The organism is Rhizobium acaciae (assembly GCF_025941625.1).
GTDB classification, from domain to species: Bacteria; Pseudomonadota; Alphaproteobacteria; order Rhizobiales; family Rhizobiaceae; genus Rhizobium; species Rhizobium acaciae.
In genome coordinates this window covers 293259-320106 of record NZ_JAPCZO010000001.1, presented here as the reverse complement: position 1 = coordinate 320106, position 26848 = coordinate 293259, and the positions used below count along the sequence as shown (strand labels likewise).

27 protein-coding genes and 1 riboswitch are annotated in these 26848 nt (G+C 61.2%); of the genes, 16 read left to right on the top strand and 11 right to left on the bottom strand.

What is annotated here, in order from left to right; genetic code table 11:
* The first annotated feature begins 123 nt into the window (after positions 1 to 123).
* On the top strand, positions 124 to 1170 hold the full coding sequence (moaA, locus tag OLZ32_RS01655; protein ID WP_003540264.1) for a GTP 3',8-cyclase MoaA: 1047 nt from the start codon (positions 124 to 126) through the stop codon (positions 1168 to 1170).
* A 266-nt stretch (positions 1171 to 1436) separates the two neighbouring features.
* Here the strand turns inward: moaA and OLZ32_RS01650 are convergent, their stop codons facing one another.
* Positions 1437 to 2222, bottom strand: coding sequence for a class I SAM-dependent methyltransferase (locus OLZ32_RS01650; RefSeq protein WP_003540265.1), 786 nt, complete (start codon positions 2220 to 2222; stop codon positions 1437 to 1439).
* 115 nt (positions 2223 to 2337) lie between these two features.
* Here OLZ32_RS01650 and OLZ32_RS01645 point away from each other — a divergent pair, with 115 nt between their 5' ends.
* Genes OLZ32_RS01645 through OLZ32_RS01635 form a run of 3 tightly spaced genes read left to right on the top strand, consistent with a single transcriptional unit; the run spans position 2338 to position 5297 of the window.
* Complete coding sequence (locus OLZ32_RS01645; RefSeq protein ID WP_264395377.1) at positions 2338 to 3474, top strand: ABC transporter substrate-binding protein; 1137 nt, start codon at positions 2338 to 2340, stop codon at positions 3472 to 3474.
* Positions 3475 to 3480: 6 nt separating this feature from the next.
* Positions 3481 to 4551, top strand: a complete 1071-nt coding sequence (locus OLZ32_RS01640) for a FecCD family ABC transporter permease (protein ID WP_264395376.1) — start codon at positions 3481 to 3483, stop codon at positions 4549 to 4551.
* Positions 4545 to 5297, top strand: coding sequence for an ABC transporter ATP-binding protein (locus OLZ32_RS01635; protein ID WP_264395375.1), 753 nt, complete (start codon positions 4545 to 4547; stop codon positions 5295 to 5297). Before OLZ32_RS01640 ends, OLZ32_RS01635 begins: the two co-directional genes overlap by 7 nt.
* A 21-nt stretch (positions 5298 to 5318) precedes the next feature.
* Here the strand turns inward: OLZ32_RS01635 and OLZ32_RS01630 are convergent, their stop codons facing one another.
* The 4 genes from OLZ32_RS01630 to OLZ32_RS01615 all read right to left on the bottom strand — a co-directional run bounded on the left by OLZ32_RS01630 (position 5319) and on the right by OLZ32_RS01615 (position 9591).
* Positions 5319 to 6269: a sugar-binding transcriptional regulator gene (locus OLZ32_RS01630; protein WP_003540269.1), complete on the bottom strand. Its 951-nt coding sequence runs from the start codon at positions 6267 to 6269 to the stop codon at positions 5319 to 5321.
* Positions 6270 to 6290: 21 nt separating this feature from the next.
* Positions 6291 to 7757, bottom strand: a complete 1467-nt coding sequence (locus OLZ32_RS01625) for an FGGY family carbohydrate kinase (RefSeq protein ID WP_264395374.1) — start codon at positions 7755 to 7757, stop codon at positions 6291 to 6293.
* Positions 7758 to 7825: 68 nt separating this feature from the next.
* On the bottom strand, positions 7826 to 8782 hold the full coding sequence (locus OLZ32_RS01620) for a transketolase family protein (protein WP_003540271.1): 957 nt from the start codon (positions 8780 to 8782) through the stop codon (positions 7826 to 7828).
* Positions 8782 to 9591: a transketolase gene (locus OLZ32_RS01615; RefSeq protein WP_003540273.1), complete on the bottom strand. Its 810-nt coding sequence runs from the start codon at positions 9589 to 9591 to the stop codon at positions 8782 to 8784. Before OLZ32_RS01615 ends, OLZ32_RS01620 begins: the two co-directional genes overlap by 1 nt.
* A 205-nt stretch (positions 9592 to 9796) precedes the next feature.
* Here OLZ32_RS01615 and OLZ32_RS01610 point away from each other — a divergent pair, with 205 nt between their 5' ends.
* The 7 genes from OLZ32_RS01610 to ribB all read left to right on the top strand — a co-directional run bounded on the left by OLZ32_RS01610 (position 9797) and on the right by ribB (position 16356).
* The gene (locus OLZ32_RS01610) at positions 9797 to 10777 is read left to right on the top strand and encodes an ABC transporter permease (protein ID WP_003540274.1); all 981 of its coding nucleotides are present in this window, start codon (positions 9797 to 9799) and stop codon (positions 10775 to 10777) included.
* A gap of 117 nt (positions 10778 to 10894) precedes the next feature.
* Entirely contained in the window at positions 10895 to 11824 is a 930-nt protein-coding gene (locus tag OLZ32_RS01605; protein WP_003540275.1) for a sugar ABC transporter substrate-binding protein, read from the top strand.
* Between the two features lie 28 nt (positions 11825 to 11852).
* Positions 11853 to 13331: a sugar ABC transporter ATP-binding protein gene (locus tag OLZ32_RS01600; protein ID WP_003540276.1), complete on the top strand. Its 1479-nt coding sequence runs from the start codon at positions 11853 to 11855 to the stop codon at positions 13329 to 13331.
* Positions 13332 to 13353: 22 nt separating this feature from the next.
* On the top strand, positions 13354 to 14142 hold the full coding sequence (locus tag OLZ32_RS01595) for an SDR family oxidoreductase (RefSeq protein WP_003540277.1): 789 nt from the start codon (positions 13354 to 13356) through the stop codon (positions 14140 to 14142).
* 28 nt (positions 14143 to 14170) lie between these two features.
* Entirely contained in the window at positions 14171 to 14362 is a 192-nt protein-coding gene (locus OLZ32_RS01590) for a triose-phosphate isomerase (protein WP_017988531.1), read from the top strand.
* 57 nt (positions 14363 to 14419) lie between these two features.
* Positions 14420 to 15202, top strand: coding sequence for a glucose 1-dehydrogenase (locus tag OLZ32_RS01585; RefSeq protein WP_003540278.1), 783 nt, complete (start codon positions 14420 to 14422; stop codon positions 15200 to 15202).
* Between the two features lie 193 nt (positions 15203 to 15395).
* Positions 15396 to 15594, top strand: a riboswitch (FMN riboswitch).
* 126 nt (positions 15595 to 15720) lie between these two features.
* Complete coding sequence (gene ribB, locus OLZ32_RS01580; RefSeq protein WP_264395372.1) at positions 15721 to 16356, top strand: 3,4-dihydroxy-2-butanone-4-phosphate synthase; 636 nt, start codon at positions 15721 to 15723, stop codon at positions 16354 to 16356.
* 229 nt (positions 16357 to 16585) lie between these two features.
* Here ribB and OLZ32_RS01575 read toward each other — a convergent pair whose 3' ends face one another.
* Entirely contained in the window at positions 16586 to 17353 is a 768-nt protein-coding gene (locus OLZ32_RS01575) for an SDR family oxidoreductase (RefSeq protein ID WP_264395371.1), read from the bottom strand.
* Positions 17354 to 17681: 328 nt separating this feature from the next.
* On the opposite strand from OLZ32_RS01575, the gene OLZ32_RS01570 reads away from it, so the two are divergent.
* Genes OLZ32_RS01570 through mobB form a run of 3 tightly spaced genes read left to right on the top strand, consistent with a single transcriptional unit; the run spans position 17682 to position 19747 of the window.
* On the top strand, positions 17682 to 18590 hold the full coding sequence (locus OLZ32_RS01570) for a DMT family transporter (RefSeq protein WP_003540279.1): 909 nt from the start codon (positions 17682 to 17684) through the stop codon (positions 18588 to 18590).
* Positions 18591 to 18599: 9 nt separating this feature from the next.
* A complete protein-coding gene (gene mobA, locus OLZ32_RS01565) occupies positions 18600 to 19229 on the top strand; it encodes a molybdenum cofactor guanylyltransferase MobA (protein ID WP_003540280.1) in 630 nt (209 codons plus the stop codon).
* Entirely contained in the window at positions 19226 to 19747 is a 522-nt protein-coding gene (gene mobB, locus OLZ32_RS01560; RefSeq protein WP_003540281.1) for a molybdopterin-guanine dinucleotide biosynthesis protein B, read from the top strand. Before mobA ends, mobB begins: the two co-directional genes overlap by 4 nt.
* On the opposite strand, the gene OLZ32_RS01555 is transcribed toward mobB, so the two are convergent.
* From OLZ32_RS01555 to OLZ32_RS01545, 3 genes are all read right to left on the bottom strand, one after another.
* On the bottom strand, positions 19679 to 21841 hold the full coding sequence (locus tag OLZ32_RS01555; protein WP_264395370.1) for a response regulator: 2163 nt from the start codon (positions 21839 to 21841) through the stop codon (positions 19679 to 19681). The genes mobB and OLZ32_RS01555 overlap by 69 nt on opposite strands.
* Complete coding sequence (locus tag OLZ32_RS01550) at positions 21816 to 23327, bottom strand: ATPase domain-containing protein (protein ID WP_003540283.1); 1512 nt, start codon at positions 23325 to 23327, stop codon at positions 21816 to 21818. The genes OLZ32_RS01555 and OLZ32_RS01550 overlap by 26 nt, the downstream gene beginning before the upstream one ends.
* A gap of 145 nt (positions 23328 to 23472) precedes the next feature.
* On the bottom strand, positions 23473 to 24366 hold the full coding sequence (locus OLZ32_RS01545) for a LysR family transcriptional regulator (protein ID WP_003540284.1): 894 nt from the start codon (positions 24364 to 24366) through the stop codon (positions 23473 to 23475).
* Between the two features lie 121 nt (positions 24367 to 24487).
* Between OLZ32_RS01545 and OLZ32_RS01540 the strand changes: the two genes are divergently transcribed.
* Positions 24488 to 24883 carry a (R)-mandelonitrile lyase gene (locus OLZ32_RS01540; RefSeq protein ID WP_017988536.1) on the top strand — a complete coding sequence of 132 codons (396 nt, stop codon included), beginning with the start codon at positions 24488 to 24490 and terminating at the stop codon, positions 24881 to 24883.
* A 14-nt stretch (positions 24884 to 24897) separates the two neighbouring features.
* Entirely contained in the window at positions 24898 to 25887 is a 990-nt protein-coding gene (locus OLZ32_RS01535) for an aldo/keto reductase (RefSeq protein WP_264395369.1), read from the top strand.
* 101 nt (positions 25888 to 25988) lie between these two features.
* Here the strand turns inward: OLZ32_RS01535 and maiA are convergent, their stop codons facing one another.
* Entirely contained in the window at positions 25989 to 26624 is a 636-nt protein-coding gene (maiA, locus tag OLZ32_RS01530; protein WP_264395368.1) for a maleylacetoacetate isomerase, read from the bottom strand.
* Positions 26625 to 26675: 51 nt separating this feature from the next.
* Positions 26676 to 26804: a hypothetical protein gene (locus OLZ32_RS01525; protein ID WP_003540300.1), complete on the bottom strand. Its 129-nt coding sequence runs from the start codon at positions 26802 to 26804 to the stop codon at positions 26676 to 26678.
* Positions 26805 to 26848: the final 44 nt, after the last annotated feature.

The window sequence follows — 26848 nt, the reverse complement described above, 5'->3', positions numbered from 1 at the left end:
TCTCATGCGAGGAGTAGGCGCTGATCTTTTTCAGCGCAAGCTGAAATTGGCATGCTCGCGCGGGCTGTTTCCCTTGACGCGACAATAGCATATGCCCACATTGAAGAGAGTACGGAGATACAGGTGAACACCAGAGTCGGAACGATAGGCAATGCATCACCGCTGGTGGCAGGTGCGGACCCGATGATCGACCCCTTCGGGCGGGCGGTCACCTATCTCCGCGTCTCCGTCACCGACCGCTGCGATTTCCGCTGCACCTATTGCATGGCGGAGAATATGACCTTCCTGCCAAAGAAGGACCTCTTGACGCTGGAAGAGCTCGACCGGCTCTGTTCCGCCTTCATCGCCAAGGGTGTCAGCAAGATCAGGCTGACCGGCGGCGAGCCCCTGGTGCGCAAGAACATCATGTATCTGGTTCGCCAGCTCGGCCAGAAGATCGGCTCCGGCCTCGACGAATTGACGCTGACCACCAACGGCTCACAGCTTTCCCGCCATGCCGAGGAGCTCTATGATTGCGGCGTGCGCCGGATCAACGTCTCGCTGGATACGCTCGACCCCGACAAGTTCCGCAAGATCACCCGCTGGGGCGATTTCGCCAAGGTCATGGAAGGCATCGACGCAGCTCAAAAGGCAGGGTTGAAGATCAAGCTCAACGCCGTGGCGCTGAAGGATTTCAACGATGCCGAGATGCCGGAGCTGCTGCGCTTCGCCCATGGCCGCGGCATGGATTTGACCGTCATCGAAACCATGCCGATGGGCGAGATCGAAGAAGACCGAACCGACCGGTACCTGCCGCTTTCGAAACTGCGCGCCGATCTCGAAGAGCAGTTCACGCTTGCTGATATCGATTACCAGACTGGCGGCCCGGCGCGTTACGTCAGGGTCGAAGAAACCGGCGGCCGCCTCGGCTTCATCACACCGATGACCCATAATTTCTGCGAGAGCTGCAACCGCGTCCGCCTCACCTGCACCGGTACGCTCTACATGTGCCTCGGCCAGAACGACGCCGCCGATCTGCGCGCCGCACTCCGCGCCACCGAAGACGACGCCCTCCTCCAAGCCGCCATCGACGAAGCCATCACCCGCAAACCCAAAGGCCACGACTTCATCATCGACCGGACGCATAATCGTCCGGCTGTGGCGCGGCATATGAGTGTTACGGGTGGGTGAGAAGCGGTCCCGCAAAGCGGGAGCAATCGATCCAGTGAATCGATTGCAGCGCCGAACGCCCTGAGCCACGCGAAGGGCCGGGATACGGTGCGGCAGACTCCCTCTTCTCCCCAGCGGGGAGAAGATGCCCTTCAGGGCAGTTGGGTGAGCGACGACAGGAGCGAATGCGCTGAGCGCAAGCGAAGGGCAATCAACGTTGTGCCGAATGGCCCCGTCATCCGACCCTTCGGGCCACCTTCTCCCCGCTGGGGAGAAGAGGGAGCCCATCACTCAGGCTTACGCGCACAAATCGCAAACCGCTCCTGCACCATACGCTCAAGCCCGCGCAAAAACGGCATCTTGCGCGCCTGCGCCCAATGAATATCGCTGAGTTTGCGGTCGACGACGATGTCCGTAAAACCGGCTTGGCGCAGAAGATCGACGACTGCTTCGGCCGGCATCTGGCTGGAGAAATGCACGCGTGAGCGGATCTTCTGGTGCCGCGCCATCATCTCCGGCGACATGTGGCTCGCCGGCGGTTTGCCTGTCACCTTAGTCCAGACCTTCTGCAGGCCCTTGACCCAGGTTTCCTTGCCCATATTGCCGTCGAGTATCAGCACCTTGCCGCCCGGCTTCAACACCGAGAACCATTCCTTAAAGGCCGAAGCCGGGTCAACCAGCGTCCAGACGAGATGGCGGTTGGTGATGACGTCGTAGCTATCCTTGGGCTCCATCGTGTTCTCGGCGTCGCCGGAAACGAAACGGATATCGGTGCCGCGCTTCTTCGCCTTGGCGCGTGCCTGCGCCAGCATCGCATCCGACCAGTCGAGGCCGGTGACCGCAAAGCCGACATCGTGCATCAGATGCGAGATGACGGCGGTGCCGCAGGCAAGATCGAGCGCCGCGCGCCCCTGCCCCTCGCCCAGATGCTTTCTGATCAGCCGCTGCCAGCCCTTCCGCTCCGCGTCCGAAAAGATTTCATGGCCGACGCTCTGGTCGAAGGTCGCCGCCCTTTCCGACCAGAAGTCGCGAATTTCGTCGCGGATGGAGTAATTTGTATTCATCGAATTCATCGCAGGCACCCCGGCAGCAGATCACTTTGGAAAAGCTCTAAAACATAAAACTTGATTCACAAAGTCATATTTCATATGCCTGCGGACATTATTCAGGCATTGAGGGAATTTCCAGATGAATTTCGTAAAAATGCTCGCAGTCTCCGCAGCTGCGATTGCCGGTTTCATGCCGCTTTCGGCCTGGGCGCAGTCCTTCACCGTCAAGGATATCGCGGGGCGCGAAGTGACCTTCGACAAACCGGTCGAGCGTGTGATCCTTGGGGAAGGCCGCATGCTCTACGCCGTCGCCCCGATCGAGAAAGAAGACCCCTTCGCCAAGATCGTCGGCTGGCGCAACGATCTCTGGACCACCGACAAGGACGGCTTCAACGCCTATGTCGAGAAGTTTCCAAAGGGCAAGGACCTGCCCTTCCTCGGCAACCTGACCGACGGCACGCTGCAGACCGAGACGGTCGTCAAGCTTCATCCCGACGTGCTGCTGCTGCCGATCGGCAACAAGGCCGCCGCCGACGAGGTGAAACTCGAAGACATGCTGAACGGCATCGGCGTGAAGATCGTCTACATCGATTTCCGCGAACATATCGTCGCCAATACCGAGCCGAGCTTGAAGATCCTCGGCCAGATCTTCGGCCATGAAGACCGCGCCGAAGCCGTCGCCAGCTTCTGGAAAGAGCAGATGGCCCGCGTCACCGACAGGCTGAAGGCCGCCAATCCGCCGAAGCCGAATGTCTTCATGTACCGCGCCGCAGGCCTGGTCGAATGCTGCGGCACCTTCGGCCCCGATAATTTTGGCCTGATGGTCGATTGGGCCGGCGGCCACAATCTCGGCTCCGATTTCCTGCCGGGCTATACCGGCTCGATCAATGCCGAGCAGGTCGTCGCCTCCAATCCCGATGTCATCGTCGTCACCGGCTCCAACTGGAGCCAGACCAAGAATGCCAAGGATTATGTGAATGTCGGTCCCAATGCCGCCGCCACCTTCGACGACAGCCGCAAGGCGCTGAACACGCTGGTGGAAAACCCTGCCTTCACCGGCTCCAGGGCGGTTGCCGGCGGCAATGTCCATGCGATCTGGCACCAGTTCTATACCAGCCCCTACCAGTTCGTCGCCGTCCAGCAGCTGGCCAAGTGGTTCCATCCGAACCTCTTTGCTGATCTCGACCCCGACGCCACCTTCAAGGAATTCCACGATAAATTCCTGCCGGTCGCCTATCAGCCGGGGTACTGGGTCGATGCCAAGGCGGGTCAGTAATCCGAAATGGCCGAGATCGCCGCCATATCGATCGAAGCCGAAGCCGGGAGGGAGCGCTACCGCGCCCTCGCCCGGCGCAAGCTGCTGATCCTTGCCGCCATGACGGCAGCGCTCTGCCTGTCCTTTGCCGTCGATCTCGCCTGGGGGCCGGCCCGCTATAGTCTTACCGAGGTCGTCGCCGCTCTTATCGACCCCTCCTCCGTTTCGGATCAGGTGCGGGCCGTCGTTTGGGACATCCGCATGCCGGTTGCGGTGATGGCGATCGTCGTGGGCGCCTCGCTCTCCGTCGCCGGCGCGCAGATGCAGACGATCCTCGCCAATCCGCTCGCCAGCCCCTTCACCCTCGGCATTTCGGCGGCGGCAAGCTTCGGTGCCGCCCTGGCGATCGTCACCAGCGTTCCGCTTCTGCCTGTTGCAGCCGGCCTGCTCGTACCGGCCAACGCCTTCATCATGGCGCTGATCGCCACGCTCTTCATCCATTTCGTTTCGCAGGCCCGCGGCGTCTCGGTGCAGACGGTGGTGCTGCTCGGCATCGCGCTGGTCTTCACCTTCAATGCGTTGCTCGCATTCCTGCAATACCTCGCCTCAGAACAGGCGCTGTCTGCCGTCGTCTTCTGGACGATGGGCAGCCTCACCAAGGCCACCTGGCCGAAGATCTGGGTAACGCTTGCCGTTCTGCTGATCGCGCTGCCGCTCTTTGCCCGCAACGCCTGGGCGCTGACCGCGATCCGCCTCGGCGAGGACAAGGCCGCAAGCTTCGGCGTCAATGTCCGCCGCATCCGGCTGGAAACCATGCTGATCGTCTCGCTGCTTGCCGCAGTGCCCGTGAGTTTCGTCGGCACGATCGGCTTCGTCGGCCTCGTCGGGCCGCATATCGCGCGCATGATCCTCGGCGAGGATCAGCGCTTCTTCCTGCCGGGCTCGATCCTGTCGGGCGCGCTGCTCTTGTCGCTGACCTCGATCGTCTCGAAGTCGATCATTCCCGGCGTCGTCTTCCCGATCGGCATCATCACGGCGCTGGTCGGCGTGCCCTTCTTCTTCTCGCTCATCCTTTCGAACAGGAGCCGGTCGTGGTAGCGCTTCAGTTGCAATCGGTCGGCGCCTATCACGGCCGCAAGCTCTTCGTCGAGGACGTGACGACGCCGGTGATGACATCGGGCGAGGTCGTGGCGGTAATCGGCCCGAACGCCGCGGGCAAGTCGACGCTTTTCAAGCGCATCACCGGCCTCCTCAAAGGGCCGGGCCAGGTTGTCGTCGAAGGCTCGAAGGCGAAAAACGCCATCGGCTACATGCCTCAGGATACCTCGGTCAACGCGGTGCTGACGGTCTACGAATCCATCCTGCTTGCCCGCAAGCAGGGCCAGTCCTGGGCCGTCAGCGACAGCGACCTGCGCTTCATCGACGAGATCATGAAAGCGCTCGATATGTCAGCCATCGCCTTCCGCGATCTCGGCGCCCTTTCCGGCGGCCAGCGCCAGCTCGTCTCGATCGCCCAGGCTCTGGTGCGCGAGCCCGAGATCATGCTGATGGACGAGCCGACCAGCGCGCTCGATCTTCACCGCCAGGTCGAGGTCCTCGATTTCATGCGCCGCCAGGCCCGCACCAAGGGCATGATCGTGCTGATCGCCATCCACGACCTCAATCAGGCGCTCCGCTTCGCCGACAAAGTCCTCGTCATCGCCAACGGCCGCATGCACGCCTGCGGCACCCCCCGCGACGTCGTCACCGCCGAGATGTTGCGGGAGATCTACAGGGTCGAGGCCCGGGTGGAGAAATGCTCGCTGGACCATGACCACGTGATTGTGGATGGGACGGCGCATTGAGGTGGCAATCAGTCTAACTCATCAGTTGATCAGTCGCTGCGCGGTAAACTTGTCCGTAACAAGCATGTGGATGACCCCCACCCGGAGTGCCCCTGCGATAGCGTCGGTCTTTTTGGACCCGCCGGCAAGAGCAATGACCCGGTCCACCCGTTCGAGATCCTCGAGTGGAAGCCCTATGACCCGGTCGTCCAGGGGTGTCTTGACCGGCTTGCCGTTTTTATCGAAGAAGCGAAGCGAGATATCGCCGACGGCTCCCGCTTCCGCGAGATCAGACAGTTCGCGAGACGAAAAGATGTTGCCGGACCGTGCGAGAAGTTCGGACGGTTCGACCGCTCCGATTCCGACAATCGCAAGCGTTATGCTGCCGAACAAGTCCATCGTCTCCCGAACGTATGGATCGGCCTGCATAAGAAACTTTGCCTCTCTGGACGTCGTAACGCCCTGCACAGCGAGCAGTTTTGGCTCTGCGCCGGTCAGCCGAGCAAGCCGCGTGGTGAGCTGCGTCGCATGCGTCTGCACTGAAGGATCGCCCATGCCTCCAAGGGTTTGGACGACGTATTTGGCCTGAGCGCTCTTCAGGGGATGAATGTTCTCGACCATCTTGGAGATGGTCTGGCTCCAACTCGAAACGCCGATGATCTCCCCCGGCGCAAGCGTCACCTCCAAGAGATGAGCCGCTGCCTCTCCGATACGGGCCATGATGGCGCCGTCCCGATCTTCCGTGCACTCAACGACGATCGCCTCCGGCAAATCATATTTCTCGCGAAGCGCGCTCTCAAGCTCGCTGTAGGTGCCAACCGGAGGGGTCACGCTGGTTCGCACAATATCTTCGGCCTCGGCACGCTTGAGCATGCGCGACACTGTCGCCTGCGACAGGCGAAGGTGTTGTGCGATCTCCGCCTGTCGCCGCCCCTCCAAGTGGTACATCTGGGCGACCCTTGAGATGAGGCGGAGTTCATTGAGGCGAGTCATCGCTAATCCTAGGGTGAATTTTTATTCATCATTAGCCGCTGTTTCGCGCGCCGTCGAGCGGGCAAGTGCATCATTCCAGGTATTCAGAAGCACCGCTCGATCCACGGGTTCCGGGTCAATGATATGTGAGCTCCGGGGCAGCTCCGCGATAGCCTGGAGATCGCTCCACAGGCCGAGTGAGAGACCCGCGAGATATGCGGCTCCCAAAGCCGACGCCTCGGGTGCTTCGCATTGGATCACGCGATGTTCGATGAGATTCGAGACACACTGCATCAGGAAACGGTTCTGGCTCGGTCCGCCGTCCACATAGAGGGCCCCGAGCTCGCCGCCGCTTTGTGCTCGCATGGCGGCGATCACGTCGTGCACCTGGAAGGCGATCGAGTCGGTGACCGACCGCGCCATTTGCGCACGTGTCGTATTGAAGTTGATTTGGGAGAACAGGGCACGGGCGTCGGAGTTCCAATAGGGTGCGCCCAGTCCCACGAATGCTGGCACGAAGCCCGGTCCGCCCGGTTCGGCGCTCGCCGCAAGTTCGACAAGGGCCGCCACGTCCGAAAGGCCGAGAATGTCTGCCATCCAGGGGAGACTGGCGGCGCAGACGAGAATATTGCCTTCGAAAGCGAAGGTCGGCTTTCCATGGAGACGCCATGCGACGGTCGTAGTGACGCCGTTGCGTGGGGGAATAAATCGCGGAAGCGTCGTCATCACCGACGAGCCGGTTCCGAAGGTTACCTTGCCATCACCCGGCTTGAATGCTCCATGACCGAACAGCGCAGCATGACTGTCTCCGATCACGGCCATTATCGGAGTTCCATCCGGCACGCCTGGCAACCCTTGCGTCCTGCCGAAGTCGGCAGAGCTGTCGAGTACCTCGGGCAGCAGCGCGATATCCACGCCGAAAATCTCGCCAAGTTCCTCGCTCCATCTCTGCTCCCGGAGATCGAACAACTGGCTCCTGGCGGCATTCGAAGCGTCGCAAACATGCCGGCGCCCACCTGTCAGGCAGTGGACGAGCCAACTGTCGACCGTTCCCAGCCGCACCGATCGCCCGGCCGGAATACGGTCGAGCAGCCATCGGAATTTCGAACCCGGAAACATCGGATCCAGCGGCAGGCCCGTGAGCGCCTGCACACGGTCAAGACGGCCTTCGGCAATGAGGCGTTCGCAATCCTGTGCCGTTCGACGGCACTGCCAGCTTACCACCGGTCCAAGCGCGTCTCCCGTTTCGGCGTCCCAGGCAGTGACAGACTCGCGTTGATTGGAAATCGCCACCGCCTCGACAGCCACATCGGGGGCGGCGTTCAGGCAGGCGTCGATCGCTTCGCAGACCGATGCGTAGAGCCTATTTGGGTCTTGTTCGACCCAACCCGGCTTCGGATAGGAAATGCCGACTGGAGCCGAACCTCTGCCGACAATTTCTCCCTTTTCCGAAACCAGAACTGCCTTTGAATTGGTCGTGCCCTGGTCAATTGCCAGAATTGCCCGCATTCTATCCTCCCCAGATCAGACGGCAGCCGGGACGACAAAAAGCGTCCGGGCTGATCACGTCATCCCAGTTACTTGCGCCTGATCAGCGACTGCGCCGCGTCGGCGATTGCGGACGGCGCCATCCCGAATTCGTCGAGCAGGAACTCTGCCGAACCGGTCGGAGCGTAGACGCCGGGAACTCCGAGACGTTTCATCGGGACTGGAGCATTGTCGACCACCACTTCGGCTACCGCGGAACCGAGCCCGCCAAAGATCGAATGCTCTTCGGCTGTGACGATCGCTCCGGTTTCCTTCGCCGCGGCGATGATGGCGTCCTCGTCGATCGGACGAACCGTTGCAAGGTTGAGCACTCTGGCGTTGATGCCGCGGTCTGCGAGGATCTCGGCAGCCTTTAAGATTCGATGAGTCAAAGTGCCGTTTGCGATAAGGGTGACGTCGGAACCCTGGCGAAGGAGGTTTGCCTTGCCAAGTTCGAACTTGTGACCCTCCGGAAGCAGATCAGGCACACCTACGCGAGACAGACGCAGGAAACAGGGGCCGTTGTAGGCCGCGGCCCACTCGACCGCAGCAGCTGTTTCGATGCGGTCACAAGGCGCAATGACCGGAAGATTAGGCAGAACACGCGTCCAGGCAAAATCCTCGATCGAGTGATGGGTCGGGCCGAGTTCGCCATACGCCATTCCGGAAGAAATGCCGACCAGCTTGACGTTGGCATTCGAGTAGGAAATATCGGCCTTGATCTGCTCCAGCGACCGTCCCGTGAGAAACGGAGCGGCGGCGCACACGAACGGAAGGCGTCCGCCATTGGCGAGGCCTGCTGCAACCCCCACCATGTTCTGCTCAGCGATACCGACATTGACGAGGCGCTCTGCAAACTTCGCCTTGAAGCCGCCGAGCTTGGAGGAACCCACGGAGTCGTTGCAGACGGCAACGATCGTTTCGTTTTCGGCTGCCAGCCGCTCAAGCGTAGTGGCAAATGCGTCGCGGCAATCGTAGAGCTTGGGTGCGTTTATTGGCGCGTTCATTACAGTGCCTCCGACAATTCTGCCAATGCGATTTCGTATTGTTCCTTGCTCGGTACCTTGTGGTGCCAGTCGACTCGGTCTTGCATGAACGAGATTCCATGCCCCTTGTTGGTGTGGGCCACGATGCAATGCGGTCTCGATCCCCGGAATTCGAGGGCTGAAACGACTTCGCTCATAGCGTTCCCGTTGATCTCGGTGACTTCCCAATCGAAAGCTTCAAGCTTCGGACGAAGCGGGGCGAGATCGTTGGTTTCCGCCAGGGCGGCGCCCTGCTGGAACCTGTTGTGGTCGATGACCAGCGTCAGGTTATCGAGCTTGAACTGAGCGGCCGCCATGATCGCTTCCCAGTTGGAGCCCTCCTGCATCTCACCGTCGCCGGTGACGACATAGGTGTGATATTTCGCGCCTGAGAGCTTGGCGGCTTTTGCCATTCCTATTGCGACAGGAAGACCGTGGCCGAGCGGCCCGGTATTCGTTTCGACGCCAGGAACCTTGTTGCAATTTGGATGCCCGTTCAGCCTCGAATGCGGCTGCAAAAAGGTGGAAATCTCTTCCTCCGGGATGAAGCCGCGTTTTGCGAGCGTCACATACAGCGCGCATGCAGTATGTCCCTTCGAAAGAACGAACCTGTCGCGGTCGGGGTGCTTCGGCTGATCGGGCCAAACATTCAGCACACGAAAATAGAGGGCAGTCAAAATGTCGATGACCGACATTTCCCCGCCAATATGGCCGGCGCCCGCTTCAAAGACCGCCTGGAGATCGCGCAATCGGATCTCGCGAGCGACCCGCTCGAGTTCTGTCGTATTCATGGATTCCTCTCATGCATAAATATTCACTTGTCAATATTTTTGCACAAGACACCGATTAGTCAAGCCCTTTAAGTGGAACACCGACAGTTGTAAGTCTAGAAATCCTGTTGACAGCCGGAAAGCAACTTGTTAATGAATTTTCCAGCATCAGTGAATATTTATTCGTAGAGTGAATTAGCTACTAGCCTAGGCATAGGGAGGAACAATGGTGGCGCTCGATATCAATGAACACGGGCTTTCGTCCGGGGCCTGGTTGAGCAAACTCAAGGGCGCCACCGGCCCGCTCGTGGGGCTGCTCGCGCTTTGCGTCTTCCTGAGCCTCAGCACCGACACGTTTCTTTCGGTTCGGAACGGTCTCAACATCCTCGATCAGATCACTGTCCTCGGCATCATGGCCGTCGGAATGACCTTTGTCATTCTGATCGGCGGCATCGATCTCTCCGTCGGCTCGGCACTCGCTCTTGCGATGATGGTCATGGGCTGGACTGCGAATGTCGCCGGCCTGCCGCTGCCGGTCGGGATCGCTTTTGCTCTGGTCGCGGCGGGCCTTTCAGGGCTGATCGTCGGACTTCTGGTTACGCAGTTCAGGGTTCCAGCGTTTATTGCCACTCTTGCGATGATGTCCGCGGCTCGCGGCGTCGCGAATATGATCACGGACGGCCAGCAGATCGTTGGATTCCCCGACTGGTTCATGATGCTGGCAATCGATCGCCATTTCGGCGTGTTGACAGCCACTGTGTTTCTCATGCTTGCGGTTGTTCTTGCCGCGTGGCTTTTCCTGCACTTCCGGTCCGAAGGTCGCATGCTCTACGCGGTGGGAGGAAATCCCGAAGTCGCACGCCTGGCCGGTATCAACGTCCCGCTCGTGACGATAGCCGTTTATGTCGTGAGTGCCGTCCTTGCGGGGCTCGCCGGCATCGTGCTCGCCGCGCGGCTGGATTCCGTCCAGCCGTCCAGTGGTCTGGGCTATGAACTGGACACCATCGCTGCGGTCGTCATCGGCGGAACTTCGCTCTCCGGCGGCGCGGGCGGCATCGGTGGAACGCTGATCGGCGTTCTTATCATCGGTGTGCTTCGCAACGGTCTCAACCTTCTCAATGTCTCGCCCTTCCTGCAGCAGGTGATCATCGGCATCGTCATCGTGCTCGCGGTCGGCGCGGAGACCATTCGTCGGCGTCGCGCCTGACGAGCGGGGTCCGCCGCGTTGGCGAACCCGGAATTCCGTCCCAAAAATTTGGGTCGGATCAATACCCCGAGGGGGAGGACATACCCGAGGGTTCCATCAAACAACGGAGGAAATACAATGAAAATAGCGCGCACCATGCTCGCATCTGCTGCACTGCTGGGCCTCATGCTCGGGCCTGTACATGCTGCGGAACTGAAGAAGCTCGGCCTGGCCGTTGCCAACCTTCAGGCAAACTTCTTCAACCAGATCAAGCAATCGGTCGAGGCCGAAGCCAAGAAGCGCGGCATCGAAGTCATCACCGTCGACGCAAAGGGCGACGGGCCGACGCAGGTCAACCAGATCCAGGACCTTCTGACCCAGAAAATCGACGCGCTGATCTACATTCCGGCCGGCGCGGCTGCTGCGACCGTTCCGGTCAAGCTCGCGAAGAGCGCTGGTATTCCGGTCGTGAACGTCGACCGCAACGCCGAGGGAGCACCCGGCGATACCTTCCTTGCAACGGATTCCGTCGCGTCTGCCAAGGCCGTGTGCGACTACATCCTGAAGGAAGCCGGCGGCAAGGGGAAGATGGTCATCATCCACGGCCAGAAGGGCACGACGCCGGAAGTCGACCGTTCGAAGGGCTGCGCTGAATCTCTCAAGGCATATCCGGACGTCAAGGTTGTCGCCGAACAGTTCTCGAACATCTGGAGCCAGGACGAAGGTTTCCAGATCATGCAGAATATGCTGCAGGCAAATCCTGACGTTTCGATCGTGTTCGCCCAGGCCGACGGCCTTGCCCTTGGCGCCGCGCAGGCGATCAAGGTCGCCAATCCGTCGCAGAAGATCGTGGTTGGCGGCTTCGATGGTGACACCGCGGCTCTCGAAGCACTCAGCAAGGGCGTCTTCAACGTAACGGCGACCCAGCAGACGCAGAAGATGGGCCGCGACGCGGTTGAAAACGCCGCCAAACTTGTTGCCGGGGAAAAGGTGCCGCCGGTCCAACTCCTGGATGCCACGCTGACAACCAAGGAAAACGTCGCAGGCTTCATCGCCAACCATCCATAATGAAGTCGAGGTCTTGAGGAGGTGTGCCGTGACTGATCCAGTTCTTTCCCTGAGGGGCATATCCAAATGGTATGGGCCGCTCCAGGTTCTGAAGAATGTCAGCTTGGACGTCTATCCGGGGGAAGTGGTTGCACTTCTCGGTGAAAACGGGGCGGGCAAGTCAACGCTATCCGGCATCATCGCCGGGTCACGCACACCGTCCGAAGGATCAATGACATGGCTGGGGCAGCCTTATGCCCCGGCCACCCCGAGGGAAGCGATCGACAAGGGTGTTGTGCTGATCCATCAGGAGCTGCAGCTTCTGCCGCAGCTGTCGATCGCGGAAAACGTCTTCATCGGACGCTGGCCGATGAAGAACGGCGTCGTCGACCGCGCCCAGATGGTTCGCCGGGCCCAGGACCAGCTCGCTCGCTTGAACCTTCACATCCCCGCAACGCGGACGGTCACCGGCCTTTCCACGGCAAATCAGCAACTCATCGAGATCGCCAAGGCGCTGGCTCTCAACGCAAAGCTCCTGATCCTCGATGAGCCGACAGCCGCCCTTGGCGGCGCGGAGACGGAAGCTCTTTTCGAACAGGTTCGGAAGCTTCGGTCAGAAGGCGTCGGCATCGTCTACATTTCCCACCGTATGGAAGAGATCAAGCGAATAACCGACCGGATCGTCGTTCTTCGCGATGGCGAGCGCGTGCAGGAATTCTCAGACAGCGCGACTCCGGTGCGAACGATTGTCGAGAGCATGGTCGGACGCCCGCTTGACCGCTTGTTCCCTACCCTGCCGGTTCCGACAGATCGTCCGGTACTCCAGGTGTCCGGGCTGAGCTCGCCGGACAATTCCTTCCGTGACGTTACCTTCGAGGTCCGGGCCGGGGAAATTCTGGGCATCGCCGGATTGGTCGGCGCCGGCCGCACCGAACTGGTGCGCGCGATTTCGGGAGCAGATCCAATCAGTGCTGGTTCGATCAAGCTGGAAGGCGAGGAACTGAGGCTGCGCGATCCGGCGGACGCGATCGCCAAGGGTATCGTGATGGTTCCGGAAGACCGCAAGGAGCAGGGCCTGATCGTCGGGCACCGGATCAGCGAGAACATTATCTACGCCAATCTCGACAAGCTGGGCGGTGGTTGGATCACGCCGCGCATCAAGCGCTCGTTTGCGGAAAAGGCAGTTGCCAAGTTCGGCGTAAAGGGCCGTGCTGAACAGCACGCCTCGGACCTGTCCGGCGGCAACCAGCAGAAGGTCGTGATCGCGAAGTGGCTGATGCGCGATCCCAAGGTCGTCGTGCTCGACGAACCGACGAGAGGCATCGACGTCGGTGCCCGAGCGGGCATCTACGACATCATCGTCAATCTTGCCAAACAGGGCGTGGCGGTCATCGTCGTAAGCTCGGACCTCGAAGAAGTTCTCGGAGTCTCCAATCGCATTCTCGTGCTTGCGCAAGGCAAGCAGGCGGGGATTCTCAATCGTGACCAGGCAAATGACGTTTCGGTCATGGAGCTGGCCACCATCTAAACAGACAGAGAAAGGAAGAGCGGTGTCCGACATCACTCTGAACGCCCCGAAGCTTTTCGATCTCAGCGGCCAGGTTGCCATCGTTACCGGAGCCGGCAGCGGTATTGGTCAGCGCATTGCCATCGGCCTTGCGCAATGCGGCGCCGACGTGGCGCTGCTCGACCGCCGAACCGACGACGGACTGGCCAAGACGGCTGAACATATTCGCGCCGCCGGCCGCCGCTCGATCCAGATCGCGGCGGATGTCACGAGCAAGTCTTCCCTTGGAGAGGCAATAGCACGTACTGAGGCAGACCTCGGCCCATTGACACTTGCAGTCAACGCGGCGGGCATCGCTAACGCGAACGCAGCGGAAGAAATGGAGGAGGACCAATATCAGACGTTGATGGATATCAACCTCAAAGGCGTCTTTCTTTCCTGCCAGGCAGAGGCTCGCGCCATGCTGAAGAATGGGCGCGGCTCCATCGTCAATATCGCCTCCATGTCCGGCGTGATCGTGAACCGGGGGCTGAGCCAAGCGCACTATAACGCCTCCAAGGCGGGTGTGATCCATATGTCGAAGTCTATGGCCATGGAATGGGTCGACCGCGGCATTCGCGTCAACACCATCTCCCCCGGATACACGGCAACGCCCATGAACACCCGTCCGGAGATGGTCCACCAGACCAAGCTCTTCGAAGAGCAGACGCCGATGCAGCGCATGGCAGCGGTGGACGAGATGGTAGGTCCGGCGGTGTTCCTGCTGTCGAATGCAGCGAGTTTCGTGACCGGCGTCGATCTTCTCGTCGACGGCGGTTTCTGCTGCTGGTGATGAGAAAGCTCATTGCCGTTGCTGGAAAGTGACCGGTCTCGCTTCCTCCCTGGCTGAGATCGAGGCGCTGAAGGGACTAACGGGCATGACGGCGTGCGATATCGTCGTCTGCCCGCCCTTCACGCCGATCGAACGGGCTGTCGAACGGATGGAAGGCGCGGACGTCGTCACCGGCGCTCAACACTGCCTGAATTCGCGACAACCGGTTGATCTCCAATAATGATCGCATGGTAGGTCGCACCCAGATTTATTGTTTATCGATGGACAAGGAAAGAGCATGAAACGCTTTGAGCAGAAGACCGTCGTCATTACCGGGGGCAGCCGCGGCATCGGAGCGGCGATCGCCAGACGCTTTGCGAAAGAAGGCGCCAATCTCGTCGTCTCGGCCAACGAGGAGCTGGTTCACGGCGTTGCCGAACAGATCCGGGCCGAAGGCGGCAAGGCGATCTCCTTCATCGGCGACGTCACCGACAAGGCGAGCGTCACCGCCCTCTACGATGCCGCCGAGAAGGAATTCGGCTCGGTAGACGTCTCGATCCAGAATGCGGGCGTCATCACCATTGCCCGCGTCGAGGACCTGACCGAAAGCGAATGGGACAAGGTGATGGCCGTCAACACCAAGGGCGTCTTCCTCTGCGCCCAGGAGGCGATATCGAGAATGCGCAGGCACAAGCGCGGCGGCCGCATCATCAACACCGCCTCCGGCCAGGCCCGCGACGGCTTTATCTACACGCCGCATTATGCCGCCTCGAAAATGGGCGTCGTCGGCATCACCCAGAGCCTGGCCAAGGAAGTCGCGACCGAGAAGATCACCGTCAATGCCTTCTGCCCCGGCATCATCGAAACCGACATGTGGGCCTATAACGACCAGGCCTGGGGCAAGCTGCTCGGCAACTACGCCCCCGGCGAGTTGATGAAGGAATGGGTCGAGGGCATCCCGATGAAACGGGCCGGCTCCGGCGAAGACGTCGCCGGCCTGGTCACCTTCCTCGCCAGCGATGACGCCGCCTATATTACCGGCCAGACGATCAATGTCGACGGCGGCCTGATCATGTCCTGATGCAGGTCGCCCAAAAGTGCGCAGTGGTTTTGGGACAACGACATGCATGGAAGGATCAAACCACCAACGAAGCGCGGAAGGCGACACGGTCGTCGCCTCCGTGTGAACAGTGTGTCCATCGGCGGCAGGGCAGCTTTGCATTTTTGCCCGGTCGGGTGACCTTGCCATCTGCCTGTTTTTGATCCTATCTTTGAAATGTTCTCAGGGCGGGGTGAAATTCCCCACCGGCGGTATTAGGAGCAATCCTGGAGCCCGCGAGCGCTTCCGGCACTACAGCGCCGCGCGTCTTTCAGACGCGCAAAGGACGCAGTAGCACTTTGAATTGTCGGAAGGTCAGCAGATCCGGTGAGATGCCGGAGCCGACGGTATAGTCCGGATGGAAGAGGACAACACGGGCAGTCGCACTCCATCCCGGAGTCGGCTGACGTTTGTTCGCCCAAGGGCAGAAGGCTCGCTCACGGATTGAGCCGAGCAGACCATGTCAGCCCGCTGACATAACCCTTGAAAGGCCAGACAGCATGACTATCGCAACAATTGAAGATGCCATATCAGCCATTGCCAGTGGCAAGATGGTCGTCGTCGTCGACGACCAGAACCGGGAAAACGAAGGCGATATCGTGGTCGCGGCCGATGCCGTCACCCCGGAAACAATCGCTTTCATGATGACCCACGCCCGTGGCCTCATCTGCATCGCCATGGAAGGCGAGCGCCTCGATGCGCTCGATATCCCGCTGATGGTGCCCAACAATACGGAATCGCAAAAAACCGCCTTCACGGTCTCGGTCGACTATCTCAAGGGCACGACGACGGGCATTTCTGCGGCCGATCGTGCCGCCACCGTCAGCGCCCTGGTCGACGATCGCGCAAAGCCTGACGAATTCGCCCGCCCCGGCCACATCTTTCCGCTGCGTGCCAACCCCCGCGGCGTGCTCGGCCGCCCTGGCCACACCGAAGCCGCAGTCGATCTCGCCCGCCTCGCCGGAAGGATCCCCGCCGGTGTCATCTGCGAAGTCGCCAACGACGACGGAACCATGTCCCGCCTGCCCGAACTCACGCTCTTCGCCGAACGCCACAACCTCCCCCTCGTCACCATCGAGGACCTGGTCGCCTATCTCGACCGCCAGGCGGAAAGAGACATACGGGAAGTCGCCTGATCGGCGCAAAGCGGCCAGCCCCGTCCTTCGAGGCCCCTGCGGGGCGCCTCAGGATGAGGCTGGAGAGAGGTTGCGGCCTGGTTCAACGGGAAGCGCAGCAGCAAGGCACACCGACCAGCCCTCATCCTGAGGCGCGCAGGCCGCAGGCCGGAGCCTCGAAGGACGAGGGCGGGTGGCTAGGTCCCAGACGCGCACGGCTGGTTGCCACAGCACACCCTATTTCCTGCCCCTATGTCCGGCTGATCGAAACGCCGCCATCCGCCAGCATCGCCGTGCCGGTCACGAAGCTCGACATGTCGGAGGCGAGGAAGAGCGCCGCATTGGCGATCTCTTCGGGTTGCGCCATGCGTTTCAGCGCATGTAGCCCTTCCACGAAGGTGAGCACTTCCGGCGTGGCATCAGGCGCGTTGGTAATGCTGGCGGGTGTGTCGGTGCCGCCGGGAAGCAGTGCGTTGACGCGGATCTTCTGCGCTCCGAGTTCAGCGGCGAGCACCTGCACGAAGCCGATCAAACCCGCCTTGCTCGCCGCATAGGCGGCCATGCCCGGCATGCCGACGGTGTGACCGACGAAAGTCGAGGTGAAGATCAGCGATCCGCCACCTTTTCCCATCGCCGCCGACTGGTACTTGGCGCCGAGGAAGGCGGCGGTGAGATTGGTCTCGATCGTCTCGCGCCAGCTCTCCAGCGACAGCCCGGCAACCGGCCCCATCTCACCGAGGATGCCGGCATTGTTGAAGGCGATGTCGAGCCCACCGAAGCGCGAGACCGCCGTCTCGACGAGCCTTGCCTGCAGCGCCTCATCCTTGACATCGCCTGATATGGCGACGGCCTGACCACCCTCCGCCTCGATTTCAGCGATGACGGCATCGAGCGCCTCCTGTCGCCGGCCGGTGACCACGAGCTTGGCGCCTTGCCGTGCAAAGAGTTTCGCCGCCGCACGGCCGATGCCGGAGCTTGCGCCGGTGATGATGGCGATCTTGTCGTTGAGAAGTGTCATATCGGTCTCTCCTTCGTTGTTGCGAGATCTGAGATGCTCAAACATCAGGCGATGCAGCCACCCGTTTCCCGCGCAGGAAGAGAAGAATGCCTATGGCCGAACCGGCAGTGCGACGGCGCGTCCTCATCGACGCCTTGATTGTGGCGTCGGAACTGTAGGAATTCACTTTAAAAAGCGGGGATTTGTCGGGACTTCCGCCCACAGCCCTGCGTTGACATCAGCGCCATTGTGCACCGCATCATCGATTTATGACTGGTGTGACATTCATCCGATTCCCTTCATGCATCTTCGCGACTAAAAGGAGCGCACAGGTAACGGGAATCTCTTCATGCCGCGGTCACGCAATACTGAGGGCGCCATCTATATGAGCTTGGCGATGGCCGGCTTTTCCGCGAGCGACGCTCTGTCCAAATCGGTGATCGCCTATATGAACGCCGGCGAAATCATGTTCTTGCGCGGCCTCTTCACCAGCCTGCTCGTCTATCTGATCGCCTGGAAAATGGGCGCGCTGCGCTCCTGGCGCGTCATGCTGCAGCCGATGATCATCTTCAGGATCATCTGTGAGACGCTCTCCGCCGTCACCTATATCACCGCGCTCGGCATGATGCCGATCGCCAATGCCTCGGCGATCCTGCAATCGCTGCCGTTGGTCGTCACCTTCGGCGCTGCCCTCTTCTTCAGCGAGCCGGTCGGCTGGCGGCGCTGGTCGGCGATCCTCGTCGGCCTCGTCGGCGTGATGATCATCATCCGCCCCGGCCCTGAGGGATTCACCGCCGCCGCCCTGCTCTGCGTCGCCGCGGTGCTGACGACGGCCGGCCGCGATCTCGCCACCCGGAGCATCAGTCCGGAGATTCCCTCGCTGATGATAACCGTCATCACCGCCATATCAGCCTCCTTCTTCGGCGCGCTGCTCATTCCGGTGCTCGGCGGCTGGCAGCCGGTCAGCGCTAACGCGCTTGGGCATCTCGTGCTCGCATCGGTGCTGGTGCTCGTCGGCTACCAGTCGGTCATCCTCGCCATGCGCACCGGCGAAATCTCCTTCGTCGCGCCGTTCCGCTATACCAGCCTGATCTTTTCCTCTCTGCTCGGCTTCCTCTTCTTCGCCGAAGTGCCTGACAGCTGGACGCTCGTCGGGGCTGCGATCGTCATCGCATCCGGCCTCTATACGTTCTATCGTGAGGCCAAGCGCCGTGTGTCGCCGATTGCGCAGGAATCCGCGCCGCGCGCGCCGGTTTGAGGAAGGATCATGGCTGAATTCTCGTTGGATAAATCTCATATAGCAGGCGTCGTGTTGGCCGGCGGCCGTTCGCAGCGCATGGGCCGCGACAAGGCGGGCGTGATGCTTGGCGCCGAGAGCCTGCTCCGCCATGTGCTGACCCGCCTCTCGCAGCAAACCTTGCACGTTGCCGTCAATGCCGACGCCGCCGCCGAGGGCGTGCCTGTCGTTCCCGACCGTTTTCGCGGCAAGGCCGGACCGATGGCCGGCATCCATGCTGCCATGGTCTATGCCACCGGCCTGCCCTCGATCACCCATGTCGTCACCGTCTCGGTCGATTGCCCGTTCTTCCCGGCCGATCTCGTCGCCCGGCTGGCGGCAGCGATCGAGCACCCGTCGCAGATCGCCATTGCCGCCTCCGAGGGCCGCAGCCATCCCGTCTTCGGGCTCTGGCCGGTGACGCTGGCAGCCGATCTCGAAGCCTGGATCGCCACCGACCAGAAGCGCCGCGTACGCGACTTCCTGTTGCGGCATGACGTTACGGAAGTAGCGTTTCCGCTACATCCGACCCGGGCCAGCCTGCTCGATCCCTTCTTCAACATCAACACGCCTGATGATCTCGTCGAGGCGGAACGCTGGCTGGAGGCCCTTCGCGCATGACCGCACCGAAAATCTTCGGCATCGCCGGCTGGAAAAACTCGGGCAAGACGGGGCTCGCCGTCCGGCTGGTGACGGAGTTCACCTGCCGCGGCTACAGGATCTCGACGATCAAGCACGCCCATCATGATTTCGACATCGACAAGGTCGGAGCCGACAGCTACCGCCACCGCCAGGCCGGCGCCCACGAGGTCACCATCGTCTCCGGCACCCGCTACGCCATCATGCACGAGCTGCGCGGTGCGCCGGAACCCGAGTTCGAGGAGATCCTCGCCCGCCTCGCCCCCTGCGACCTCGTGCTGATCGAAGGTTACAAGCGCGAACCGATCCCGAAGATCGAGGCCCGCCGCCTGGAGGCCGCCAATCGTGAACCGTTGGCGCCGAGCGATCCCCATATCCGCGCCATCGCCGCCGATCATGCTGTCACCGATGCGGCCCTGCCGGTCTTCGATCTAGACGACACAAGCGCCATCGCCGATTTCATCGCTGACATCGTTGGCCTTGGACAGGCGAGGCTGTGAACCACCTGCGCCGCCGCCGGATCTAAGAAGCGGAGCCGTTTCGCGTGCCATCGCCTTGGCGATTTCCTTGGCGAGCTGAGCCTGATCGTAGGGCTTTGCCAATCTCGGAAGATCGATATCGGTGCCTGCAGGAAGATCGGCGTAACCTGTCGCCAGCACGATCGGCAACGCCGGATGAATGTCCCGCGTGGCCTGGGCAAGCTGTGCGCCGGTCATACCGGGCATCGAATAGTCGGTTATGACAAGGTCGAAATGCTGACCGCTGCTGATCAGTTCCAACGCCTGCGCGCCGGAGTTTGCTTGGACGACCTCGTGGCCGAGATCCTCAAGCATGTCGACCGAACTCATGGCGATCAAGGCATCATCATCGACGAGCAGGATCTTCAGTCTGGATGCAGCTTGCGGGACGGGCAGCTCCGCCTCGGCTGGCTGCTCGGGGCGCCGTTCGGTCGCCGGAAGCCACAATTCGGCAATCGTTCCCACTCCAAGCTCGCTGGTCAGAAGAAGTGCGCCGTTGAGCTGAACGGCAAGTCCGTGGATCATCGATAAGCCCAGACCCGTGCCCTTTCCGAGTTCCTTGGTCGAGAAAAACGGATCCACCGCCTTCTTCAGCGTCTCCGCGTCCATGCCGGTGCCGCTGTCGGCCACCGCCAACACAAGATAGGCTCCCTTGCCGAGAGCCTCATTGCCAGCAACCTGCTCCTCGCGCAGCGATATGGACAGCGTCCCGCCATCCGGCATCGCATCGCGGGCATTGACCGCAAGGTTGAGCAGCGCCAATTCGAGCTGGTTCGCGTCGACCAGCGCCGGCGGCAGGGTTGCCGGCAGGATGGTTTCGATGCTGATCGAGGATCCGACCGAGCGCCGCAGCAGGTCGTTCATGCCCGAGACCAGCTCGGCCAGATCGACGGGCTTGACCTGCAGATCCTGCTGTCTGGCAAAAGCCAGCAGCCGCTGCGTCAGCGCCGCCCCGCGCCGCGCGCCCTGAATCGCCCCGTCGACCAGACGCGTCGCTTTGGCATCTCCGCCAACGTGCTTGCCAAGCAACTCCAGATTCCCGAGAACGACCATCAGCAGATTGTTGAAATCGTGTGCGACGCCGCCAGTCAGTTGGCCGATCGCCTCCATCTTCTGCGATTGGCGAAGCTGCTCCTCGGCTCTTTCGCGCTGGGCGACTTCCTCGAGCAGGGTCTGGTGAGCGGCGTTGACCTCTTTGGTTCGTTCCCTCACACGTTCTTCGAGAGTTTCATTGAGCCGTCTCAGATTTTCCTCGATGGTCTTTCGGACGGTGGTATCGGAGCAGACGCCGACGAGTTTTCTGGCGGAACCATATCTGTCGGAATAAAGCTGCGCGTGGACCTCGGTCCAATGCAGCGATCCATCCGGCCAGATCGTCCTGTGCTCGATCGAATAGTCGCGTCCGGTATCGATCGTCTGGCGCAGGCGTGCCAGCACAAGGTCCCGGTCGTCGGGGTGGATGCTTGCGATCAGATCGTCGCGCGTCACATCATCGTCTGGCTTTCGGCCGAAGATCGCTTTGCAGGTCGCCGAAGCAGACAGGGCCATCGAGGACAGCTCCAGCTCCCACGCCCCGAGACGACCGGCGGCGAGCGCCGTCTGCAACCGGCGCTCTCCCTCGCCCAGAGCCTCAAGCCGGGCTCGCGCTTCATATTGGCGCAGGCGTCCCTTTAATGCGGTCCGGGCCACGCTGATGAAAGAGGTCGCATGGAACGGCCTTTCCAGGAAGGTGACGTTGCCAAGAACCTCGGAAAGCCTGGCAGCGGCCGGATTTCGTTCAGGCCCGCCGCCGCGTGTGGTGAGCACGATGAACGGTAGGTCTGACCAACTCGGCTGGGCCGAAACCCAGGCGGCGATCGGCTTGAGATCGCTAGAGCGAACGGCCTCCTCCGTCAGGACGCCAAGCGCGACGTCATCGCTGAGCGATGACGCGAACACAGGCAGGTCGGTGGCGGCAATCGATACCAATCCGGCCTCATCGACCAACGATCTCGCCACCCAGGCATCGCGACCGACGGGGGTGTAGATCAATGCTTTCGGTTTGCCGGAATTAGGAATTGCCGCTATCCCCGCCATCGGTCGCGAGGAGCGGCGTTGAGGTCGTGACAAATTCTGGAACGCCGCGAAGGACGCCCTGGAACCCGACGAGAGGATCGCCGAACCTCAGGCCGGAAGCGTCTATGCGATACTCCCGGATGGTATCCTCGTGAAAGCCGGTTCTCTTCTTGATCACCGAGACTGCCCGCCGCACCTTTCCCGCCGCCTCGAAGTAACGCAGCAAAATGACGGTGTCGGCGAGATAGGTGACGTCGACAGGTGCCTTCATGTCACCAACCAGCCCGTGCTGGGCAACGGTAAGGAAGGTGTTGGCGCCTTGCCTGTTCAAATATTGCAGCAGCTCATGCATATGAAGGATCAGCGAATTCTCATCCGGCATCGAAGCCTGATAACCGTTGATACTATCAATGATCACGGTTTTCGCATCCGACTTGTCGACGCAGTTGCGCACGCGGTGGGCGAATTCGCCCGGCGACAATTCGGCGGCATCAAGCTGTTCGATGTGAATAAGACCCGCGTTCCGCATGGCTTCGAGATCCATTCCGAGCGCCTTCAGCCGCGTGAAGAGCAGGCCCAACTCCTCGTCAAAAATGAAGGCCGCCACTTTCTCGCCGCGCGCGACCGCGGCCATCAGGAATTGAAACGAGAAGGTGCTTTTGCCGGTGCCGGCAGGACCAAGGATGAGTGTGCTGGAACCTCGCTCGAGGCCACCTCCGAGAAGCAGATCGAGTTCCGCAATATTGCAGGAAATCTGATCGCGGGCGTAGCTCGACCTGTGTTCGGCGGCGACAAGCCGCGGAAAGACGATAACGCCGCCGGTCTGGATGATGAAATCGTGATAACCGCCGCGAAAGGCCTGTCCGCGATATTTTATGACCCTGAGACGCCGACGTTCGGAGCCGTAGCTCGGCGCCATCTCTTCGAGATGGATGACGCCGTGCACGACGCTGTGCACAGTCTTGTCGAGCACGTCTGAGGTCAGATCATCGAGCAGAAGGACTGTCGCCCCTTGTCGGGCAAAATAATGTTTGAGCGCGAGGATCTGCCGGCGGTAGCGCAACGAGCTTTGCGCGAGCAGCCTTATCTCCGACAGACTGTCGAGAACCACGCGACGTGGCTTGATCCGTTCGAAAGCGGCAAAGATTTCCTTTGTCGTCTCTCCGAGTTCAAGATCCGAGGAATAAAGCAGGCTCTGCTGTTGGTCGGCATCCAGAAGGCTTTCCGGAGGCACGACCTCGAAGATCTCGATATTGCCATCGATCACCATGCCGTGCGATGCGGCACCGGCTCGAAGTTCGCTCTCGGTTTCCGAAAGGGTGATGTAGAGCCCCTGCTCGCCAAGTCGTGCACCTTCGATCAGGAACTGCAGCGCAATCGTCGTTTTGCCCGCTCCCGGATTTCCCTCCAGGAGAAACACGTGGCCCGGCGAAAGCCCCCCCGCCAGAACTGTATCCAAACCGGACACGCCGGTCCGAGCTTTCGTGGCAGGTGCCGCAGTATTCATTCACTGTTTCCTTCAATTTCAAGGGTGAATTAGCGGCGAGTGATGGAATGTCAAATCACTGGCAGGCATGATTTCGCGTCCGGCAAGAGCCGGTCACCAGTGGTTCGGATATATGCCTGTCCGGGCGGCTCGAAACGGTGGGCGTTTATGCTCGATAGCGAAGTGCGTCGACGAGCAGAGCAAATGCCGGCGACGTATGCCGGCGGCTCGGATAGTAGAGATGGTAGCCGGAAAACGGCAGGCACCAATCCTCGAGGACGCGAACCAGCCGTCCATCGGCGAGATGTGCCTCGACCAAGTTCTCCGGCATGTATGCCAGCCCCAGACCTGCCAGTACTGCGTTCAGCCGCAGCGCTATATTGTTGAAAACCAATTGCCCTTCGACGCGAACCCTGAGTTCGCGCCCGTCCTTCTCGAACTCCCATGCATAAACGCTGCCGTAGGTCGGCAGGCGCAGATTGATGCAATTGTGATCCGTAAGGTCCTGCGGCGTCAGCGGCTTCGGCCTGGTGTCGAAATAGGCGGGAGCCCCGACCACGGCCATGCGCATGTCGGGGCCGATGCGCACTGCGATCATGTCCTTCGCCACCTGTTCTCCAAGCCGCACCCCCGCATCGTAACGCTCGGCGACGATGTCGGTCAGACCGTAGTCGACGATGATCTCGACATTGATATCGGGATAATCGGGCAGGAGCTTTTCCAAGGCGGGCCAAAGGACGGCATCGGCCGCATGCTCGCCGGCATTGATGCGAATGGTGCCTGCCGGCTTCTCCCGCAACGCACTCAAGGCAGCCAGCTCGCTTTCGATCTCGTCGAGCCGCGGTCCGATGGAAACGAGCAGGCGTTCACCCGCCTCTGTCGGCGCGACGCTGCGGGTCGTGCGTGTCAGCAATCGCAGTCCAAGCCGCTCCTCGAGCCCGCGGATGGTGTGGCTGAGCGCCGATTGCGACACACCGAGCTTGCCCGCCGCCTTTGTGAAGCTCTGCGCGCGTGCAACGGCAAGGAAGGCGATGAGGTCGTTGACGGCGGGGCGCGGCATTGATGAAACTTTCTCATGGGTTCTTGCCGTTTATACCATCTAATCGCGACCCGGCGCACGCCCTAAATACCTTGTTGTTACTCGAGTGGACACGTCCAACCGACATCGAAAGGAAGATAAGATGGAGATCAAGCGAAGCGGTTCGCAGCCTTCGGGCAAGGGACCAGCCGATTGGTTTACCGGGAGCGTGCGTGTCGACCCGCTGTTCGCCGTGACCAACCCTGCACGCGCGGCTGGCGCCAGCGTCACCTTCGAGCCCGGCGCCCGCACCGCCTGGCACACCCATCCGCTCGGCCAGACGCTGATTGTCACATCGGGCTTCGGTCGCGTGCAGCGCGAAGGCGGTCCCATCGAGGAGATCCGCGCCGGCGACGTCGTCTCGTTCGCACCGGCTGAACGCCATTGGCACGGCGCATCGCCGACGACGGCGGTGACCCATATCGCCATCCAGGAACAGCTCGACGGCAAGGTCGTCGACTGGATGGAGCATGTCACCGACACGCAATACCAAGGTTAAAAAAGGAAACTTCTATGCAGAAGCGTGAACTTGGAAAGAGCGGACTTCAAGTCTCAGCCATCGGTCTCGGCTGCATGGGGCTGAGTTACGGGTATGGCCCGGCGACAGATATTCAGGAAGCGACCGCATTGATCCGGCGGGCATTCGAACGCGGCGTGACCTTCTTCGACACGGCTGAGGCCTACGGCCCCTATAAGAACGAAGAGCTTCTGGGAGAGGCCCTCGCCCCCTTCCGCGAAGAGGTGGTGATCGCCACGAAATTCGGTTTCAACTTCGATGCCAATGGCGGCCAGAGCGGCATGAACAGCCGGCCGGAGCAGATCCGCGCGGTGGCCGACCAGGCGCTGAAGCGTTTGAAGACCGATGTCATCGATCTCTTCTACCAGCATCGCGTCGACCCCGATGTTCCGATCGAGGATGTCGCCGGCACGGTCAAGGCGCTGATCGCGGAAGGCAAGGTCAGGCATTTCGGCCTCTCGGAAGCGGGCGCCCAGACGATCCGCCGCGCCCATGCCGTCCAGCCGGTGGCGGCGTTGCAGAGCGAATATTCGCTGTGGTGGCGCGAACCAGAGCAGGAAATCCTGCCGACGCTTGAAGAACTCGGCATCGGTTTCGTGCCCTTCAGCCCCCTCGGTAAGGGCTTTCTGACTGGCGCGATCAGCGAAACGACCACCTTCGACAGCAAGGATTTCCGCAACGTCGTGCCCCGCTTTTCTCAGGAGGCGCGAAAGGCCAACCAGGCGCTCGTCGATCGTCTCGGAGAAATCGCCTCCCGCAAGAAGGCCACCTCCGCCCAAGTGGCTCTCGCATGGCTGCTGGCACAGAAGCCTTGGATCGTGCCGATTCCCGGCACCACCAAGCTGCATCGCCTCGAGGAGAACATCCAGTCCGCCGAGATCGAACTGACGGCCGAGGATCTCCGTAGCATCGAAAGCGCGCTCGCCACGATCAAGGTGGAAGGCGATCGTTATCCCGCGCATCTGCAGGCAAGGGTCAACCGCTAAAAGCGACCGACGGGCCATGAAGGTGACGTCTTATCGCCAAGGCTAGAACACCAGAAGAGAATCGGCCGCAGTCACTTGCGGCCGATTCTTCATGGATTGGATCATTGTCTCGGGGCCGGTGCGTTCTCCTGGAAAGCCGGTATCGCCTCCAGTCTGGCGACAATCTCCGCGATACCAGGCCAGCGGGCGAGATCGAAGCCGAGGCGCCGAGCGCTGATCGCCTGCGGGAAGAGAAAGATCTCGGCAATACCAGGCTGATCCGCAACAGCGAAAGCCCCCTGCCTGTGGCCGGCGATCATCGCCTCGACCGCGGCCATTCCTTCACCGACCCAATGACGATTCCAGGCAGTAATGGCATCGGCATCCGCCTGGAAGACCTTGCCGAGATGCAGACCGATCCGCGGCGGCAGCAGCGCGTGGATCTCGGCTGCGATCGCAAGCGCGATCGACCGCGCCTGCGCCCGGCCTTCCGCGGTGTCAGGCAATAGCGGCGGTTCAGGCTTTATCTCATCGAGATATTCGACGATCGCCAGCGACTGGGTAATGAGGACGCCACTATCCGTCAGCAAGGCGGGCACGAGCCCTTGCGGATTGATACTGCGATATCCGGCCTGCCGGCTCTCGGAATTTTCGCCGAGGATGGTGACCGGCAGCGCTTCGGCCGTCAGTCCTTTGAGGGCGAGTGCGATGCGGACTCGAGATGTCGCCGAGGAAATTTCGTTCTGATAGAGTTTCACTGTCTTCTCCCTGGTGATCTAAAAGAGCAGCTGGAGCGGCGGCCGCTCCCCTTAGGATGAAGCTGCTGATGCCGCCGTCACGAGGCCGACAAGCGGCGACGGCTCCTGTGAGCTTACATCGTAGATGCAGGGCGCTGCGAAAATCGTCGCCCCCAGAATGCAGATGATCATCAGTCTCATTGGTTCCTCCGTCGACGAGGCCCGACTGGCCTCGTCATGTTTCC